Source organism: Pantoea sp. PvP021 (assembly GCF_054056055.1).
This window is the reverse complement of sequence record NZ_JBSRXX010000001.1, coordinates 144,536-162,971: the sequence shown is the minus strand read 5'-3', so window position 1 is coordinate 162,971 and position 18,436 is coordinate 144,536. Positions and strand designations below refer to the sequence as shown.

The following is an 18,436-nucleotide window of genomic DNA, read 5'->3' as shown; positions in this document are numbered from 1 at the left end:
TTAATGGTTCCGTTTATATGCAATTTTATACAGTTTTAAAGCCATTTTATAAGGAGCCCGAAGTAATCTTGCAAGCTTAGGAGATTTAGTCATCATTCTTTCTTTAAAGATTGTTACTATCATGGAAATATGACCATGTAGAGATTTGACCCTCATATGACTTAGATTACTAGTCTGATAAACTACGTCTCCATTAGGCAATTGTGACATAATACTTTGAAACTTATATTCAAGTTTAGCATAATTTTTTTCTGCCGAACGCGTAGTCATAAAACAGTAGTAAAAATATCCTGAATTTGCAGCAGCATAGCCGATTAAACGCTCAAGAACATGGGCTAATCCTCCATCAACATGAGCCGGCTCTTCATTAAAATCTTCCCATTTCCAGGGATAACTAAATATTGACTCCAAAGCTTCAGGCTTAAACCAAAACATGGTTCCATACGGTGCTATAGGTGTATTGTCATCAAATGGTGTATTAATATTTAACTTTTTAGCCCACGCTTTTGAAGGAGCATAATTAGCAAACCAAGCATGACCATGTGTAGGATATGAAATATGAACCACAGGCGGCATTACTATACCAATGTTGTTAGTATCCATCTCAGTAAGAAGATTACTGATATATGCAGGACTAGCTAAAAGGTTCTGATACAAGTGATCTTTGAAATGATTTGAAGAGTTGACGCTATTCTGTGGGGATTTTTTAGAGTGAAGTCGGCAAATGAAATCATATTCACCTGGCTTACAAATATCTTTAAACGTGATGAAAAGCGATGACATATCACGCCCTTGATTCTTTTCAACAACTCTCACTTCTTTTTTATTAGCTAACGTGAATCCATTAATAGAACCTTCTAATAACTTTTTATTTTTAATGGATGCTGTAGAAATATATAAATCAAAGCTAACGGGAATATTTTTAATATATGGGATTATATCATCTATCATTTCAGGATAATATAAATGTGCAATAACAGCTATTTTTTTAGCTGAGATATCATTTACACTGCCTGTTTCGGGCAATATTTTCAAAAGTTCCAAGTTGGTATAGAGATTACGGGGTTTGACGGTCCTTAGGACATTCTGATCAATCAATCCTGTATCATACGCACTATGGTCCCTGATGGTATTATAAGCTGCTCTCAGATCTACTGCGTTAGCATCAAGCCATAAGGGATCGTGAAAGAAAAGTCTCCGCTTTAAAATCGGGCATCGGTTTTCTAAAGCCTTATTTATATCAATAAATGTCGGATATGGTGAAGGATAATCCTCGACAGGTAAATAGCTGAAAGACTTAAAACCTTTATCTTCAAAATACTTAGTAAATCTGGATTCATGCTGCAGGATAGAATCAGTGTAGCTTTTAATCATTGGCATTGTTTGCCAATAATTCTCAAATTCGGGTGAAGAAAGAAGTTTTTTCTTAACAGCAATGAAGTGGGATTGAATATGCTTTGGCAATTCCCCATGGCCTGTAAAAGGATTAGGAACCATCTTGTCATGTTCGCTTATCCCCCATAAGTCACAATTACTATTGTCAGCCGCTTCAAAGAGCTCTTTAAAAGGATAAATCGGGCCAAAAAAAGTATAATTGAGGAGGATTAACTCATCATAATTTTTCGCTAACTCTTTATAACCATAAAGCTCCATGCCTTCTTTATAGCCCCAAACATCAAAGCCAATATTTTCACGGCAAAAAATCTTATCAGCGTATTTCTCAAGCTTATCCCTTCCACTAATACTAAGATGAGAATTGGAGACAACAACTATAGTATCTACAAATTCTTTTAATGCAGATAATTTGTAAGGAATATAGTCATCAACAATGCCTGCATCATCATAAAATAGGTAGAATGCAATCCTCTTAGTCATTTAGTTAAAATCCTTGTTTAAATACTTAGAAATAATAGTTTTTGGTTCACCATCTGCAATGATAACACCATGATCAAGCCAAATAACTCTATTACATAGCTCCATAAGCAGCTCCGTCTGGTGGGAAACAAAAACCATTATATTTGAGTCCTCAATCATTGATTTCATTCTTATTTGTGCTTTATTCACAAATTCTGCGTCGCCACCCGCGAAAAGTTCATCAAGTATCAAAATGTCCGGTTGTACCGCGGTAGAGATTGCAAAGGCCAGTTTAAGATACATACCTGTAGAATAATATTTGACAGGAGTATCGATAAATTCTGAAAGTTCAGAAAAATCAATAATATCTTTTTCAATCGCTTTTAGATATTTTTTGTTATATCCTAATATCGCGCCATTAAGATAGATGTTTTCGCGGCCACTCAGTTCCGGGTTAAATCCAGCGCCTATCTCTAAAAGGGGAGCAACGTTACCGCAAATTGTGACCTTGCCATTCGAAGGTTCATAAATTTTACATAGTATCTTTAGTAAACTACTTTTTCCAGCACCATTATGCCCAACTATTCCGAGTCGATCACCATGATTTATTTCCAAGTTAATATTTGTAATAGCTTTAAACTTTTCCGCCTTATTTACATGATGTTTATCTTTCAGAACATTAGCAAACATCTCTTTTAGCGAACTCTTGTTATTTTTATGCAAATCAAAAACAAGAGAAACGTTTTCAAGAATAATTTTCGAATTCATATCAAAGCCTAAAAATAATCTTTGCACTGTTTCTATTAAAGAACCAAACACCTAAAAACAGAGTTACTACGCTAATTAAAGAGCAAATCATCAGCGTAAATGAGTCAGGGATTTTCCCATTGTAAATTGGCTGCCTGAACAATTCTAAAAAATAAAAAAGCGGGTTACTCGTAAATATAAAATGAAACTTTTCGGGAATTGCTGTTATTGGATAGATTATCGGTGTTGCAAAATATAGCGCCTGAATTACGACCCCCACAAGATATTGTGCATCTCGAAAATAAACTGACACAATTGAAAGAATCAGAGATAAACCTAATGCAAAAACCGTAAATATTATAAATGACAATGGAAGAATAAGTAACGCCGGAGTCATACTAGCACCAAGAAACAATGCAATAATGAATAAACAGGCAGTACTTAATAAAGAATCAATAAGTGTTGTAGTGACGGTAGATATGATAAATATCTGCTTGGGAAGATATATTTTTTTGAAAAGTGACTCGTTTGCGATCAATGCCGATGATGCTTGGTTTAACGAGTTAGAAAAAATGGCCCAGGGAATCATTCCGGAAAAGAGGAATATAGCATAATCATTCACCTGAAACTTCATTACCATCGAAAAAACAACAGCAATTATCGCCATGTTTAATAATGGGTTAAGCAACGTCCATAAAAAACCAAAAACCGTTCTACGATAACGTAAAGTAACCTGCTGATGTATTAATTGAAATAATACAGTACGAAACTTATAAATTTCCGTGAAAAAAATCATACTTTTCTCTCAAAGAACTCCAACTTACTCATAGCTAAATCAAGACCTTCCTTTAAGCATGATAGCTCCATATTTAAATCAATAGCTTTCGAACAATCCATCACGCTAAATTTTGGTCTTTTAGCAAGACTTTTAAATTCATCAGATGTTACCTTAGTGATTGATGCATTTTTGATTTGCATAGTATTTGCTATCATCAGTGCAAAATCGTACCAGCTTAATTTTGTATCACCTGCATAATGATAGACACCGCCAGGTAAATCCTTTATTTCAGCAAATTTATATAACACCTTGGCTATGTCCCCAGCGTATGTAGGGCAACCAATTTGGTCGCCTACCACCCTGATATCTTTCCTGTCTACTAATAATTGACTGATGGATTTAAGGAAGTTTTGACCGTACTCACTGTAAACCCATGATGTTCTTAATATAACCGCCGATTCATATTCTTCGAGTACTGCACTCTCACCCTTTTTTTTGCTGTCACCATATACATTAATAGGATGACATGGGTCTGATTCTTTATAAGGAAGAGAAGATTCACCATCAAAAACATAATCAGTGGACATATGATAAAACTGTGCTCCACATAGCTTTGCAGCCTTTGCCATAAATCTCGCACCATCAACATTGACAGCATAAGCCAAAGCGTCTTCGATTTCTGCCTTGTCCACCGAAGTATATGCTGCAGCGTTAATGATTATAGTTGGATTAAAATCTTGTATCACTCTTAATGCATCTTTTTCGCAAGTGATGTCCAGTTCAAGTTTATCGGCAAAAAACGTCTCCCATCCAGCGGGAGTGTGCTGGATGAGACTATGACCTAGCTGCCCTTTTGCTCCCGTAATCAATAATCTCATTTATAAAGATTCACTAGGCTTAATCCTTTTTTATCTTTTTCAGATAAAATCGGTGTATCAATAGGCCAATCAATTCCGACGTCTTTATCATTCCAGATAAGACAGGCTTCTAATTGAGGATTATAATAATCAGTGCATTTATATTCGAAATCAGCAGTCTCTGATAGCACCACAAAACCATGCGCTAAACCAGGTGGAATCCAAAACTGCTTTTTATTTTCTTCAGAAAGAAGAACGCCTTCCCATAGTCCAAAGGTGGGCGAGTCACGACGAATATCTACTGCTACGTCAAACACAGCTCCGCTTACTACTCTTACTAATTTTCCCTGCGGCTTTTCTCGTTGGAAATGTAAGCCACGGAGAACGTCTTTTTGGGATCTAGAGTGGTTATCCTGCACAAATTCCAAGTTTATTTCTAGCATCTCGCTGTACCGTTTCTTTTCAAACGTTTCGAGAAAAAAGCCTCGTTCATCTCCGAATACTTTAGGCTCAATTATTTTTACGCCTGTGATTTTGGTATTGGTGACTTTCATTGATGTTTACCCGTAATTAAAAATTGCAAATATTTCCCGTAAGCTGTTTTTCTTAATTCTTCAGCACGTGTCACCAGATCATCAATCCCGATCCAGCCATTACGGAATGCAATTTCCTCAAGACAAGCGACTTTTAATCCTTGTCGATTTTCAATTGTATGAACAAAATGGGAGGCTTCAAGCAAGCTATCATGAGTCCCTGTGTCTAGCCATGCAAATCCACGGCCCAGCAATTCGACATTTAATTTTTGGTTATCTAAGTACAACTGATTAATACTAGTAATCTCAAGCTCACCACGTTCTGATGGTTTAACCACTTTTGCATAATCCACAACATTTTCGTCATAGAAGTAGAGACCAGTAACCGCCCAGTTTGATTTTGGATTTTTAGGCTTTTCTTCAAGAGATAATGCTTTAAAGTCTTGATCAAATTCAACTACACCAAATCTTTCAGGATCCTGAACCTGATAGCCAAATACTGTCGCTCCAGTCTGCAAATTAGCAGCATCTTCTAGTTTTTGTCCGAAACTTTGCCCAAAGAATATATTATCACCTAGGATAAGTGCTGATTTGTCATTTCCAATAAAAGCTTCTCCGATTAAAAAAGCTTGGGCAAGCCCGTCTGGAGACTGTTGAATTGCATAAGAAATGGAAATACCAAATCTTGATCCATCTCCAAGCAAGCGCTGAAAACCAGAAATATCCTCAGGTGTGCTTATTAAAAGTATATCTTTAATCCCTGCCAACATTAGCACAGAGATTGGATAATAAATCATAGGCTTATCATAAACGGGTAGTAATTGTTTAGACACACCTTGTGTGATTGGATACAAGCGTGTGCCAGATCCACCAGCCAATACGATACCTTTCATATTACTTACCTAATCCTAATCTTGTTCCAGCATAAGAACCGTCTAAAACACGTTTCCACCAGTTCTCGTTATTCAAATACCATTCAACAGTTTTTTTGATACCGGTTTCAAATGTTTCTAACGGTTCCCAACCTAAATCACGTTGGATTTTGGAAGCATCAATTGCATAACGTAAATCATGACCCGGCCTGTCTGCAACAAACTCGATCAAACTGCTGAACGATTGGATATTGTTAGGTTTATCAGTTACAATTTCATCCAAAATACTGCAAATGGTGCGTACAACATCAATATTTTTACGCTCATTATGTCCGCCGATATTATAGGTCTGCCCGACATTCCCTTCGGTCACAACTTTATACAAGGCTCTGGCATGATCTTCAACATAGAGCCAATCTCGAATTTGTTCGCCATTACCATATACAGGAAGTTTTTTACCTGATATTGCATTCAAAATAATTAACGGGATAAGCTTTTCAGGGAAATGGTATGGCCCATAATTATTTGAACAATTTGTAACTATCACAGGTAAGCCATAAGTCCTCGCCCATGCTCTTGCAAGGTGATCGCTTGACGCTTTAGACGCTGAATAGGGGCTACTTGGTGAGTATGGCGTTTCTTCAGTAAATAAATCTGTCGTATTATGTAAATCACCATATACTTCATCTGTTGATATATGATGAAACTTGAAACCCCTTTTATCTTCAAGTTTTGACCAGTATTTTCTGGCACATTCGAGCAGATTATAAGTACCAATTATATTGGTTTCAATAAAATCACCAGGGCCATCAATAGATCTGTCAACGTGACTTTCCGCAGCCAGGTGCATAACGTAGTCTGGTGAATACTTATCAAAAAGCTCATTTAATGAAGAACTATCACAAATATCAACATGCTCAAAATTGTAACGGGAAGACTTTTCAATTTTCGCTAGAGATTCAAGATTCCCTGCGTAAGTCAGCTTATCAATATTGATAACCTTCTGGTCTGTATTATTGATGATATGCCTTACGACTGCTGAACCTATAAATCCTGCACCACCGGTAACAAAGAATGTTTTCATAACATATGATTCGCTAATTGATTTGAGTACCATTTATACAAAAACTGCTTACTTTTTAAACACTAGTTGCACATTTTTTTTAAAAACCGAATGCTACCGCCCTTGGCTCAAGCTACCAAAACGCTGTAACACTCATTAAAAAAATTAAGCTGGTATATCAAAGATTTACCAGCTTAGTTTAAAAGCTTTTCCACCATCAACACTTAATTCTGCTTGTTGTGGCATCTAATCGCAAGCCATTCATGAAAAATTAAAGGGTATTAAGACCGTTCTCAGCAAAGCTTATTCATGAAATTTACCGAAACCCATCCGGGTTCTTGCTCTGCCAGTTCCACGTATCGCGCATCATCTCATCGATGCCGCGCGTCACGCGCCAGTCGAGCGTTGTGTTAGCCAGTGACGCATCAGCCCAGAACGCAGGCAGGTCGCCATCGCGACGTGGCTTGATCTCAAACGGGATCGCCTTGCCGGACGCCTTCTCAAACGCTTTGATCATCTCCAGCACCGAGAAGCCTTTGCCGCCGCCCAGGTTAAAGGCGGTGTAGCCCTCGACTTTGCTCAGATAATCCAGTGCTTTCAGATGCCCTTCCGCCAGGTCAACGACATGGATGTAGTCACGCAGACAGGTACCATCTGGCGTATCGTAATCACCGCCAAACACGCCCAGCTTCTCCAGACGGCCAATCGCAACCTGTGCAATGTACGGCAGCAGGTTGTTTGGGATGCCCGCCGGATCTTCACCGATTTCGCCTGACTCATGCGCGCCAACCGGATTGAAGTAACGCAGCGCAATCGCCTTGAACTTCGGCTCCGCTTTGGCGAAGTCGCGCATCACGAATTCGGTCATCAGCTTAGAGGTGCCGTATGGACTGGTGGTGCCGCCAATCGGGGTAGTCTCAACGTAAGGAACCGGGGCATCTGCGCCATAAACTGTTGCTGATGAACTGAAGATAAAGTTCCAGACGCCAGCATCACGCATCTCTTCCAGCAGTACCACGGTGCCCGCGACGTTGTTCTCGTAGTACTCCAGCGGCATACGCGTAGATTCACCGACTGCTTTAAGCGCAGCGAAGTGGATTACGGCTGAAATGCTGTTGGATGCAAACAGGTCACGCAGACAGGCGCGATCACGGATATCGCCTTCAACGAAGGTCGCTTTTTTACCCGCCAGTTTCTCAACGCGGTTAATCGCTTCGCGTGAGGCATTGCAGAGGTTATCCAGAACCACAACATCATCACCGCGCTGCAACAGCGCCAGTACCGTATGGGAGCCGATATACCCTGCTCCGCCCGTGACTAAAATTGCCATGTGAGCTCCTTTCAATTTGCCGCGCAGGGCGCGGCAAATAAATTACTGTTGTTTTGCGAGGATGGTCTGGATAGCTTCGCGGAAATCGCGACCCTGCGCGTTGCTGCGCAGGCCGTAAGAGACAAACGCCTGCATGTAACCGAGCTTACGACCGCAGTCAAAACTGTGGCCGGTCAGCAGCGAAACATCAACGGTTTTATGTTTGCTCAGGCTGGCGATGGCATCAGTCAGCTGGATACGGCCCCACGCGCCTGGCTCAGTGCGCTCCAGTTCGGCCCAGATATCAGCAGAAAGGACATAGCGGCCTACCGCAGCCAGGTCAGAGTTCAGTCCGGCGGTATCTTCAGGCTTCTCAACGAAATCGGTAATGGTGCTGATGTCGCCAGGGTGATCAATCGGCTCTGCAGTGGTGATTACTGAGTACTCAGTGAGATTGGACGCGGGCATATGCTGTGCCAGGACCTGGCTGTGGCCGGTCTCTTCAAAACGGGCAACCATTGCTGCGAGATTGTAACGCATGTGGTCAGCGGTGGAGTCATCCAGCAGGACGTCTGGCAGCACGACCACAAACGGATTATCACCGATCATCGGACGGGCACAGAGAATCGAGTGGCCCAGACCCAGCGGCTGCGCCTGGCGCACGTTCATGATAGTCACGCCTGGCGGGCAGATAGACTGCACTTCGCTCAGCAGCTGACGCTTCACGCGCGCTTCCAGCAGCGCTTCGAGCTCATAGGTGGTGTCGAAGTGGTTTTCAACGGCATTTTTCGATGCATGCGTGACCAGCACAATCTCTTTAATACCCGCGGCAACACACTCGTCAATGATGTACTGGATCATCGGTTTGTCGACGACAGGCAGCATCTCTTTCGGAATGGCTTTAGTCGCAGGGAGCATATGCATACCGAGGCCCGCAACCGGGATTACTGCTTTAAGCTTGGTCATATTTATTCCGTTTAATAAAATGAAGATGTGGGTCGATTATGCAGGATCGGCCGGAAGAGCAAGTATAATCTTTATCTGAAAATCGGACAGTAACTCTCTGTCATAACTTGGAAATTCGGCATTTTGCCCATTGCCAGCAACGGCATAAACTGAATAAAGACAATCAGTAATCGAATATCGCCTCTGTTATTTCCACCCCTGGTCGCCGCGCGGCTGAGACCAGCCATAAATGAAAACGGGCGACCCTGAGGCCGCCCGTTGATATAACGCAATTGTGATTACAACCAGCCTTCAAACCACTCTGGCATCACAAACAGATTAAAGTGATTGACCAGCAGCATTATGCCGACAAATACCACCGACACCGCCACCCACTGCCGGGCATAAGGGATAAACCGAATGCCAATCACCGGCTTAATAAAGAACGGATGAGCCAGTGCCGAGATCAGAATCTGCGAGATGGAAAGCGTCAGCGCCACATAGAGCACGTTCGGCCAGATAAAGGTGGTTGCCAGCACCGCCAGAACCACAATACTCGCCACGATGTTCCAGTAGAACTCAACGTTGGTCCGTCCGTTGGCCTGGGAAATTGCCCCGGTCAGTCCGCCCATCGGCCGCAGCATACCAAACAGCAGCATCAGCGGAATCAGGTGATAGACCTGCTCGTGGGATGCGCCGTAGAGCACACGAACGATAACCGGCGAGAAGATGCCAATCACCAGGTACATCGCGCTGCTGAACAGCATGATCCCCAGCGTGCCTTTGAGGAACAGCTTCTTCAGCTGCTCGGCATCGTGCTGCTTCTCTGCAAAGCGCGGCAGTGCCAGACGGTTAATCACCGGCGTCACCAGCTTCAGCGGTTGCAGCACCAGCTCTTTCGCCAGCGAGTAGACACCCAGCATCTCGGCGCCCATCACTTTACCCACTACCAGTGCATCGGCCTGGGTGCGCAGCTGGTTAATGGTCTGCGAGCCGAGCTGATAACTGCCGTAGCGAATCGCGCCAATAAAAGTCGCTTTATCGAACTCCCAGGTCGGACGCCACGACTTCTCACCCAGCGCAATCATGCAGAGGATGCGGGTAAAGGCGTTGATAAACAGACCAAGAATCGCCGCCGCTACGGTAAGCGAGGTGAACTCCAGCATCGCCACCACACAGAGGAAGGCAAACAGCTTGGTGCCCATCTCAATCTTCGCCAGCGAAACCATCCGCTTGGTTTTGATGTAGTGCGCCTGATACTGCGACAGATGCCCCAGCACCAGGAAGTTGAGGCTGGTCAGCATGATCAGACCCACCAGCTCCGGCAGGTGATAGAACCAGGAGACCGGGAAGGCGATCAGCAGCATGATCAGGCCAGTACACAAGCTGAGTGAGACGTTCACCCAGTAGATAGTGCTCTGCTCACGACGGGTAATGTTCTGGCGATGCACCAGATAACTGCTCATCCCCATATCCTGCAGCACACCCGCCACCGCCAGGATGGCGTTGATGATGGCTAACAGACCCAGCTCGTGGGTTTCCAGTTTGCGGGCGAGAAAGCTCAGCTGTGCAACCTGCAGCACTGCCGAGAAGCAGGTGCTGCCGAACAGCCAAATCGCCTGTGACTTAAATCCACTCACACCAGTCGCTCCAGAATCTGTGCCAGTTCGCCGTAGGCGATATGCTGATTAAATTCAGTCTCAACTTTGTGACGGGCGGCCGCGACCACGGGCGCCACATCCACTTCACCCTGAGAGAGCTTCAGCAGCGTCTCCGCCAGCGCCTCAGGATCGTCCTCTTCCACCAGCCAGCCAGATACGTTGTTTTCGATCAGCTCCGGAATGCCGCTGTGGAAGGTTGAGACCACCGGCAGGCCGACCGCCATCGCCTCCATCAATGCAACCGGAATACCTTCCATATCGCCATCTGCGGCGGTTTTGGAGGGCAGCAGGAAGATGTCAGCCTCACTCAGCGCGCGACGGATCTCCTCCTGCGGTTTAAAGCCCGGCATGCTGACGCAATCTTCCATCCCCTCGCGGGCGATGAAATCACGCATCATCTCATCCTGATCGCCGTTACCGATAATGGTGTACTGAAACTGACCGCCACGCTGCTTCAGGATGGCGCTGGCTTTGACCGCCACATCCAGCCCTTTCTTCTCGGTCAGACGTGCCACCGAAACGATACGCAGCGGCGTCTGAAACGCCTGGCGCGGCTGGAAGTTAAACTTTTCCGGCTCAATGCCCATACGCGTAACGTGAATTTTTTCCGGCGGGCAGCCCATCTCAATCAGCTTGTTCTTCCACAGATTGCTGATAGGCAGCATCAGCTCACTCTGGCGGAACAGATTCACATAGTCGAGTTTGTGCTCTTCCAGAATGTGACGACGGGAAATATCGGCGCCGTGAAACACGGTCGCCTGTTTACCCTTGAGCACGCCCAGCTCACGCAGCTTGTTCGCCAGCGCACCGGCATAGCCGAAATGCACCAGGAACACATCTGCGGTGAAGGTCTGCTTTGCATTCGCCACAATCGACGGCAGCAGCAGTTTGCTGGACTGCGCGCCATACCGGCGCACATTCAGCGAACGCAGCAGCGACGGCTTCGTCACTTTTGGCAGCACCAGCTTGATGCGCTGGTTCAGCTTATCGACAATCGAGACCTTCTCTTCCGGCAGCAGATAATGCGTTTTCGCCGCCAGGCCATACTCATCAAAAGCGGCATGCCGGTTCACTAAATCGCCGGGAAAGACTGAAATAATCTCCACCTCGTAACCGGCATCAATAAAATGGGTTACCTGATTTAATACGAATGTCTCAGAGGCAACCGGGAAACGCATGGTGAAAAAAGTCAGTTTCATCACATTACCCTAATACTTTGAGAATCTCTTCAGTGATCCGGTTGCCAATTTCCCTTTCATTCGCAACGGCCGTGTCGACCTTGAGCTTGATGTTGTCGTAATCGGCAAGCACAGTTTTCACCTTGTCGATTAGCGAGCCATCCATCAGGCTTTTCACATCGGTTGCCATCTGCGGCAGACCAAGCTGGTTCATCACACCCATCGACTTGTGCTCGTAGTTGATCGCCACAGCCGGGGTGCCAAAGTTCATAGAGATAATCGCCGAGTGCAGGCGGGTACCAATGGTCAGATGACAATGATTCAGCAGGATGCCCAGTTCCAGGTCATTAAACTCATCCATAATGACATGGTAATGTTCAGGCTGCGTCACGTGGTCACGCAGGGTCAGTGCAACCATGCGGTCATCTTTGGCATAGCTGTCGATGCCGGTACAGGTTGAGAACGCCACAACCTGATAGCCTTCAGCAATCATGGCATTGATCACCCGGCCAAATGCCGCTTCATACTCTTTCTGCGTCACACCCAGACGTTTATCAAACGGTGCCAGTTCACGCACGGTGATCGCGATGGTTTTACGGCCATCGATAATGCCCTGCCAGTAGAGCAGGTTATGGCTCGGATTTTCGACTTCGCGTGCGCGCACCAGGAAAGCGGTATCAACGCCAGACGCGACTTTAGAACTGGTCACGCCATCGCGCTTCATCAGGTCAAGACTGACCGATTCACGCAGCACCAGGCTGTCGACCCGATCAAAGACAAAGTTTGCCAGCGCATTGACGCGCGGGTTCTGGAACGGCCCCACCGAGTGACCGATCAGGTAGATCGGCTTTTTCGCCATCAGCGCACAGAGGGCATGGTCAAACTGGGTCACACCATAGAGGTCAACGAAGAACGATCCGCCAACCTGAATAATCGCATCATATTTTGCCAGGCTGTCAGTAAACGCCTTCAGGTGCGGGGGTACAGCGAACGACTTAAAGATCCCGCCCTTGCCCAGATGCGCCATCATGATATCAGGCATCAGGCGGTTCGCGACTTTACGCTTGAACGAACCGACCAGACCTTTGCCTGATTTGCTGTTGTGCAGATACAGCGCATCCTGCTTAATATCCTGCTGAAGCAGATAACCGGAGCTGGTTGGATAACGGCTTATAACATCAATTTCTAAATCACTGCGTGCAGACTTCATTGAATCAATCAGTCCACGAAGAATCGCGCCATCCCCGCGATTTCCACACGTATGGTTACCCACCAATAAAATTTTCATAACAACTCCGAATGAATTTTTTTAATTCTGTAAGCCGCCCAGATCCGCAATGGGCAAAATGAACTCTGTTTAAAGTAATGCTTTACGGGATAACGCACCCAAAGGTAGTGCTCCTGTTAAAACCGGCCGCCTCCATTGTGGCGGCCGTGATGCAAGGGATTACGACTTGATTGCGAAGTAAGGCAGTGCGACCTGTTTGCCGTTGATCACGACGGAAACAAAGCCTTCTGGCTTGCTGGTATCGACCTGATCGGCGGAGAGCGGACGGGAAGCCATCAGCAGGTCGCCCTGTTCATTAGCGCCCACGCCCGCTTTGCCGTTGTGCAGGCTGAAGCGCTGCGGCGCGCGTTTAGTCGCGTCGCCCGCCGGAGGATTGCCCTTCTCCATCTTCGCGTTAACGCGCGCACAGCGACCAGTGACAAAGCGATCTTTACCGGTGGTTTTCACCAGCACGGCCACCGACGGCGTCCAGCCCGCCAGTTTGATGAAGATGCGGACATCGGTGTCATGCTCAGCCACATAGCGCACATCGACAATCGGGCTGCTGCCTTCGGCCGACCAGCTCGCTTCAGAGCGATCTTTTTTGCGCTGTACGTGGATCATCGCGCGGCCACCGGTGGTCTTGTCACCGATCAGGTCCATCAGCGGCTTATCGCCACTGCCGTTACTGAACTGCGACTGACCAAAAATTTCGATCTCCCACGAATCACCCACGGTCGGGGAGTAGAGGCTGCCGAGATCAAACCAGGTTTCCTGATTCGTGTTGTTCTCTAAACGCCAGCGCGAGGTAATGTAGTTGTACTTCAGGCTGCCATCGAGCGCGACGCCATAGGACTCCACGCGGGTCGATCCCATCTCCCAGATGCTGAGCAGACGGTCGCCCTGCATGGAGTTGTCGATCCAGCTGCCCGACTGCAGGCTGGTCTGGCGCATATTCAGGCGCGTGTTATGCGCGATCAGCGGATTCTTACAATCTTCCAGGCTCAGCGCATCGACAATCCACTGGCCGTTGGAGAGATCGCCCGGATTATCACAGTGCTCAATCCAGCCGTTATGGATAATCGACTGGCCGCAGCGCGGCAGGTTGAGGACTTTGCCACCACGACAGTACTGCGCATTGAAGTTCGACAGCTCAATCGCGGTGCTGTGGTCCCATTTGCCCTGCTTCTGACCTGACCAGCCCGATTTGATCACATCGCCGCTACAGCGTGAGGCGTACCACTGGTCGATTTTACAATCCAGAGTATCCTGCAGGCTGATGGCGGTGCCGCCGACTGCGTTAAAGCGCAGGCAGGCACCACGGAAATATTGTCCGCCAGGGCAGTTGTTATGGAAAAAGCCCTGCTTGTTGGGGCTTTTATCGCTGTTGCCGTTAAAGTTCAGGTTGGAAAGCTCAACCCGACGTGCATTCATCTCAAAGACGAACTCTGACTTACCATCCGAGACAATCGTGGTCGCCGGGAAGTAGCCGAAGTTTACCATCGCACCGGACATGCGGAAGAAGTTGAGATACTTATCGCCAAGGTTACAGGCTGAGACCATGAAGGTACCGGCCGGGAACTGGACACAGATCTGCTGGTTAGCCTGCTGTGACCACTGGAACATCGCCATAATGGCGGGTGCCGTATCGGTTTTGCCATCGGCAATCGCACCGAAATCAAACAGGGTCAGGCGGTTAAAATCGTCTACCACGCGACGCCAGGAAAAGCCCTCACCGGCAAAGTTTACGCCGCCATCATTCTGAGCGGGCTGGAAGCTGCCGACAAACTCGCCGCCGCCGACTTCCCGTCCTTCATGCCAGCTTTTCAGCTTAACCTTAGCCCCTTCAAACAGCGGACGGGTTTTGCGCAACTCCGCTACGGACGGGATCTCACCAATCAGCTGATAACCTGCTGGCTGCGCCAGACGCTGACTGAAATCTGCAGCGCCCGGACGGCTGACATCTGCGATGTTGAACAGCGTCTGACCACTGCTGTCTTCAACTGCCATCGAATGCGACGGATTGGCAATCAGCGCAGCATTGTCCTGAATAAACTGGGCAAAGTTACCTTTGTTCAGCGCGATAGGCTGAGCAATCTCCGACACTTTGCCGCTGGCATCACGCAGGAAGACCGGGATCTGGTTGCCCGGTTTGCTGGCATCTGCACCTGCTTTACCAATCCAGAGTTTGCCTTCAAAACCCTGCCAGAACTGCGGTGGCATGGCGTAGACATTTTCCGGGGTCAGAATTGGCACGTCGCCTTTAGGCACGTCAGTGGCATCAACCGGCTTCAGGGCGATACCGTTACTTTTTGCAGCGTAGCTGGAAAAGGTGCTCACGGAGAGAGCCCCCACCAGAGCGGAGGCGGCGGTCTGTAAAACTTCTCTTCTTTTCATGCATCAATTCCCGTAGTCAATAAGGCCATTGGCCATGGCGGTGTCCCTGAGGCACGTCGCAAGTGAGCTTTTCCAGCTCCGGTTAAACCAATGACAGCCAGCTTTGCTTAATCTGATTACCGTCGAATTTCAGCGCGGTCTGTTTCGTTTTTTCGCTCATGGCATAGAACAGCGCATCATCGCTGGCGAGCTGCTCCATTCGGGCCAGAAACGTGGCTTTGTCGTTCATCGGAACCAGGAAACCATCTTCACCGTGATTGATGATCTCCTGTGGACCGGTCGGGCAGTCATATGCCACTACCGGCAGCGACCAGGATTTTGCTTCCAACAGTACCAGCGGCAATCCTTCATAGCGCGAGGTCATCAGCGCCATATCGCTGTCGCGATAGTAGTCGTTGATATTGCTGACCTTACCGACAAACTTCACACTGTCGGTGATGCCCAGCACCGCCGCCTGGTCATGCAACTGTTGACGCAGTTCACCGTCACCGGCAATCACCAGCGTCCAGTCAGGATGGCTGCGGGCGAAGTCGCGCCAGATATCCAGCATCAGGTCAAAGCCCTTCTGGTTATCCAGACGGCCTACGGCCAGCGCCTGGCGATGACGGGTCTGGCGCTGATAGTCTTTGTAAACCACCGGGTTGGGGATTTGCTTGCTGGGAATGCGCCAGCGGCTGAACACCTGATGATCTTTGTCGGTCAGAACAATCACGCGGTCGTAGTAGCGCAGCAGCAGAAACTTGAGGAACTTAATCGGTTTGCTGAAGGAGTTAATGGCGATGTGTTCGCAGGCGTAGGCTTTGCCCCGCTTCTTCTTCATCGCCAGCAGATTCCAGAAAGCGAACATCACGCTCAGGCGGCCCATGCTGATCAGGAAGACGGTATCGAAACCCTCTTCGTGAATCCGGGCAACCGCGCTTTTGATCGGATTGCTCTGCCCTTCAAAGCTGACGATCTGTTTGACGTGCTCAAACGGGTAAAAGGTTTTTCCACTGCCTTCCAGCGAGTAGATGGTGACTTCATGGGTCTCGCCAAGACACTCTGACATGAAGTTACAGATGTTCTCGGTGCCCGCATACGAATAAGCATCTTTGATCACCAGGACAATTTTTTTCATGAAACGCTATCCACCTCAAATTTTAAAGACAATCCTGCCGACAGGCTTAACGATGCTTAAGGGTAAACAGCACACCATTCACCATATACCAGGCGTAATAGTAATAGATTTTTAAAGGATTGTTTTTATAGATAATTCTTAATAATTCAAGGTGCCACTGGGCCGCTTTGTTCTTATTACGGGAAAGGGAATCGCCTAATTCGTAATAGTTGACCAGAATCGTCTGAATTACGCGTGCCTGCTTATAGCGGGTGAATAATTCATACAAAAACAGGAAATCTTCGTGGCCTTTGCGCTGGAAGAAAAGCCCCTGCGGCGGGCGGCGGAAACAGACGGAGGAGAAGCAGACGCGATACTGCTTCTTCACAAAGTTTTCCTGCTGCAGGTAAGGTTTGCCGTAGGTAATGTCGTGCTCAGCCTTGCGGGTTTTATAGTGATATTCGGTAATCACAAAATCATCGCCGGCCGCGATGGCAGCGACCTGCTGGGTCAGTTTATCCGCATGCCACTCATCGTCGCTGTCGAGAAAGGCGATAATCTCTTCAGTGGCCGCGCGCAGCCCGACGTTTCGGGTCTCTGCTGCGCCCATGTTGACCGCGTTATCCAGAATGGTAATGCGCGGATCCTGACAATGCTCACGCACAAATTCCAGCGAGTCATCGGTCGATTTATCGTTGACCAGATAGAGATGCCAGTCGGTATAGTGCTGATTGATAACCGATTGCACCGCGCGTAACACCGTCTGACGTGCATTATACATAGGCATGACAATGCCAACGGTTCCAACAGAAGTATTCATCTTCAACCCTGAATTAATCGTAAAAAGAGTCGCTCCTGGCATCAGGAGCAGAGCGAGGCGCGGCGCGCGTCAGGAGATCGCTTTCTCACCGCCGAAACGTGCTTTGACCTTGTCTTTAACCCGGTTCATAAAGTAAGCACGGTTGTCTTTGTTGGTGAGGAAGAAGTAGCGCGCGAAGCTCAGGCTCGCCATCAGCGACTTACCATCCATCTTGTAGCGCAGCGGCAGCTTAAAAGCTTTGTAGGTGTGGATATCACGCGGGGTCAGATGCGGCTTCATGCTATCGAGCCAGAACATCGAGTAGTTCACCGATTCGCCTTTGTGTTTCGAGCCAAACTTAGTGACCAGATGGTAGTTCGCCAGCGGTGCGGCGATCATCACAAAGTCATAGCCCATGCGGTCGGCACGTATGCAGAAATCGTAGTCCTGATGACGGATGTAGCGGGTATCGAACTGAATTTTCGCCGCGTCTTCCCGCTTCAGCACAATGGTGCTGGTCTGGATAAAGCCGTAGCAGCCGAACAGATACTCCGCGACCGTTTCATTTTTGCCTGGCGGCTGCATCGGCATCACTTTCAGGAACGTGCCATCCTGATAGATATTCACCTGGCTGAAAATGACGAAATTCTTTTTGCCCTGCGCGTCCAGCTGAGCAATTTTTTCGCTCACCTGCTGCAGTTTGTCCGCCGCCCACTCATCATCGGCGTCAAGGAAGCTGACGTAGTCACCGGTCGCCAGCTCAATGCCTTTGTTACGTGCACCGGCTCCGTTGAGTTTGACCTCGGAGAGCACCAGATTGATATCGAGATCCCGGTAGCGTTCGCTGCGCACCACATCCGCCAGCGCGGCGGCATCCGCAGATTTATCATCAACGATGATGACTTCGAAATTGCGATACGTTTGTGCTTTAACGCAATCCAGCGTCGTGACAATCGATTCTGACGCGTTATAAGCCGGAATTACGATGGAGAAACGAATGTCCTTCATTGCCAGCACCTCATTAAAGTAGTTCAAAAATAAACAGTTCATTCGACAACGGTCGATGAAAAACCTGTGTTC

The 18,436-nt window shown here is 47.3% G+C and carries 16 protein-coding genes; all 16 read right to left on the bottom strand.

Going from position 1 to position 18,436, the window contains the following annotated elements; all coding sequences use genetic code 11:
* The 16 genes from ACVKSX_RS00590 to ACVKSX_RS00515 all read right to left on the bottom strand — a co-directional run bounded on the left by ACVKSX_RS00590 (position 1) and on the right by ACVKSX_RS00515 (position 18,364).
* A complete protein-coding gene (locus tag ACVKSX_RS00590; protein WP_307379275.1) occupies positions 1-1,875 on the bottom strand; it encodes a rhamnan synthesis F family protein in 1,875 nt (624 codons plus the stop codon).
* The gene (locus tag ACVKSX_RS00585) at positions 1,876-2,622 is read right to left on the bottom strand and encodes an ABC transporter ATP-binding protein (RefSeq protein WP_307379272.1); all 747 of its coding nucleotides are present in this window, start codon (positions 2,620-2,622) and stop codon (positions 1,876-1,878) included.
* Position 2,623: 1 nt separating this feature from the next.
* Positions 2,624-3,397 (bottom strand): ABC transporter permease, encoded by a 774-nt coding sequence (locus ACVKSX_RS00580; protein ID WP_307379269.1) that lies wholly within the window; start codon positions 3,395-3,397, stop codon positions 2,624-2,626.
* A complete protein-coding gene (gene rfbD / locus ACVKSX_RS00575) occupies positions 3,394-4,257 on the bottom strand; it encodes a dTDP-4-dehydrorhamnose reductase (protein WP_307379266.1) in 864 nt (287 codons plus the stop codon). The genes ACVKSX_RS00580 and rfbD overlap by 4 nt, the downstream gene beginning before the upstream one ends.
* Entirely contained in the window at positions 4,254-4,790 is a 537-nt protein-coding gene (gene rfbC / locus ACVKSX_RS00570; protein ID WP_307379262.1) for a dTDP-4-dehydrorhamnose 3,5-epimerase, read from the bottom strand. Before rfbC ends, rfbD begins: the two co-directional genes overlap by 4 nt.
* A complete protein-coding gene (gene rfbA / locus ACVKSX_RS00565) occupies positions 4,787-5,662 on the bottom strand; it encodes a glucose-1-phosphate thymidylyltransferase RfbA (protein WP_307379259.1) in 876 nt (291 codons plus the stop codon). Before rfbA ends, rfbC begins: the two co-directional genes overlap by 4 nt.
* Before the next feature lies 1 nt (position 5,663).
* Entirely contained in the window at positions 5,664-6,725 is a 1,062-nt protein-coding gene (gene rfbB, locus ACVKSX_RS00560) for a dTDP-glucose 4,6-dehydratase (RefSeq protein WP_307379256.1), read from the bottom strand.
* A 295-nt stretch (positions 6,726-7,020) separates the two neighbouring features.
* A complete protein-coding gene (gene galE, locus ACVKSX_RS00555) occupies positions 7,021-8,034 on the bottom strand; it encodes a UDP-glucose 4-epimerase GalE (RefSeq protein ID WP_010670976.1) in 1,014 nt (337 codons plus the stop codon).
* A gap of 42 nt (positions 8,035-8,076) precedes the next feature.
* Complete coding sequence (gene galF, locus ACVKSX_RS00550) at positions 8,077-8,979, bottom strand: UTP--glucose-1-phosphate uridylyltransferase GalF (protein WP_010248118.1); 903 nt, start codon at positions 8,977-8,979, stop codon at positions 8,077-8,079.
* A 278-nt stretch (positions 8,980-9,257) separates the two neighbouring features.
* The gene (locus tag ACVKSX_RS00545; protein ID WP_010248120.1) at positions 9,258-10,598 is read right to left on the bottom strand and encodes a lipopolysaccharide biosynthesis protein; all 1,341 of its coding nucleotides are present in this window, start codon (positions 10,596-10,598) and stop codon (positions 9,258-9,260) included.
* Positions 10,595-11,818 (bottom strand): glycosyltransferase, encoded by a 1,224-nt coding sequence (locus tag ACVKSX_RS00540; protein WP_187495740.1) that lies wholly within the window; start codon positions 11,816-11,818, stop codon positions 10,595-10,597. The genes ACVKSX_RS00545 and ACVKSX_RS00540 overlap by 4 nt, the downstream gene beginning before the upstream one ends.
* Positions 11,819-11,822: 4 nt before the next feature.
* On the bottom strand, positions 11,823-13,085 hold the full coding sequence (wcaK, locus tag ACVKSX_RS00535; protein WP_010248124.1) for a colanic acid biosynthesis pyruvyl transferase WcaK: 1,263 nt from the start codon (positions 13,083-13,085) through the stop codon (positions 11,823-11,825).
* 159 nt (positions 13,086-13,244) lie between these two features.
* Positions 13,245-15,461, bottom strand: coding sequence for a phage tailspike protein (locus ACVKSX_RS00530; protein ID WP_163798726.1), 2,217 nt, complete (start codon positions 15,459-15,461; stop codon positions 13,245-13,247).
* Positions 15,462-15,543: 82 nt separating this feature from the next.
* Complete coding sequence (locus tag ACVKSX_RS00525; protein WP_010670977.1) at positions 15,544-16,578, bottom strand: glycosyltransferase; 1,035 nt, start codon at positions 16,576-16,578, stop codon at positions 15,544-15,546.
* Between the two features lie 46 nt (positions 16,579-16,624).
* A complete protein-coding gene (locus tag ACVKSX_RS00520; RefSeq protein ID WP_010670978.1) occupies positions 16,625-17,377 on the bottom strand; it encodes a glycosyltransferase family 2 protein in 753 nt (250 codons plus the stop codon).
* 69 nt (positions 17,378-17,446) lie between these two features.
* Positions 17,447-18,364, bottom strand: a complete 918-nt coding sequence (locus tag ACVKSX_RS00515; protein ID WP_010248134.1) for a glycosyltransferase family 2 protein — start codon at positions 18,362-18,364, stop codon at positions 17,447-17,449.
* Positions 18,365-18,436 lie beyond the last annotated feature (72 nt).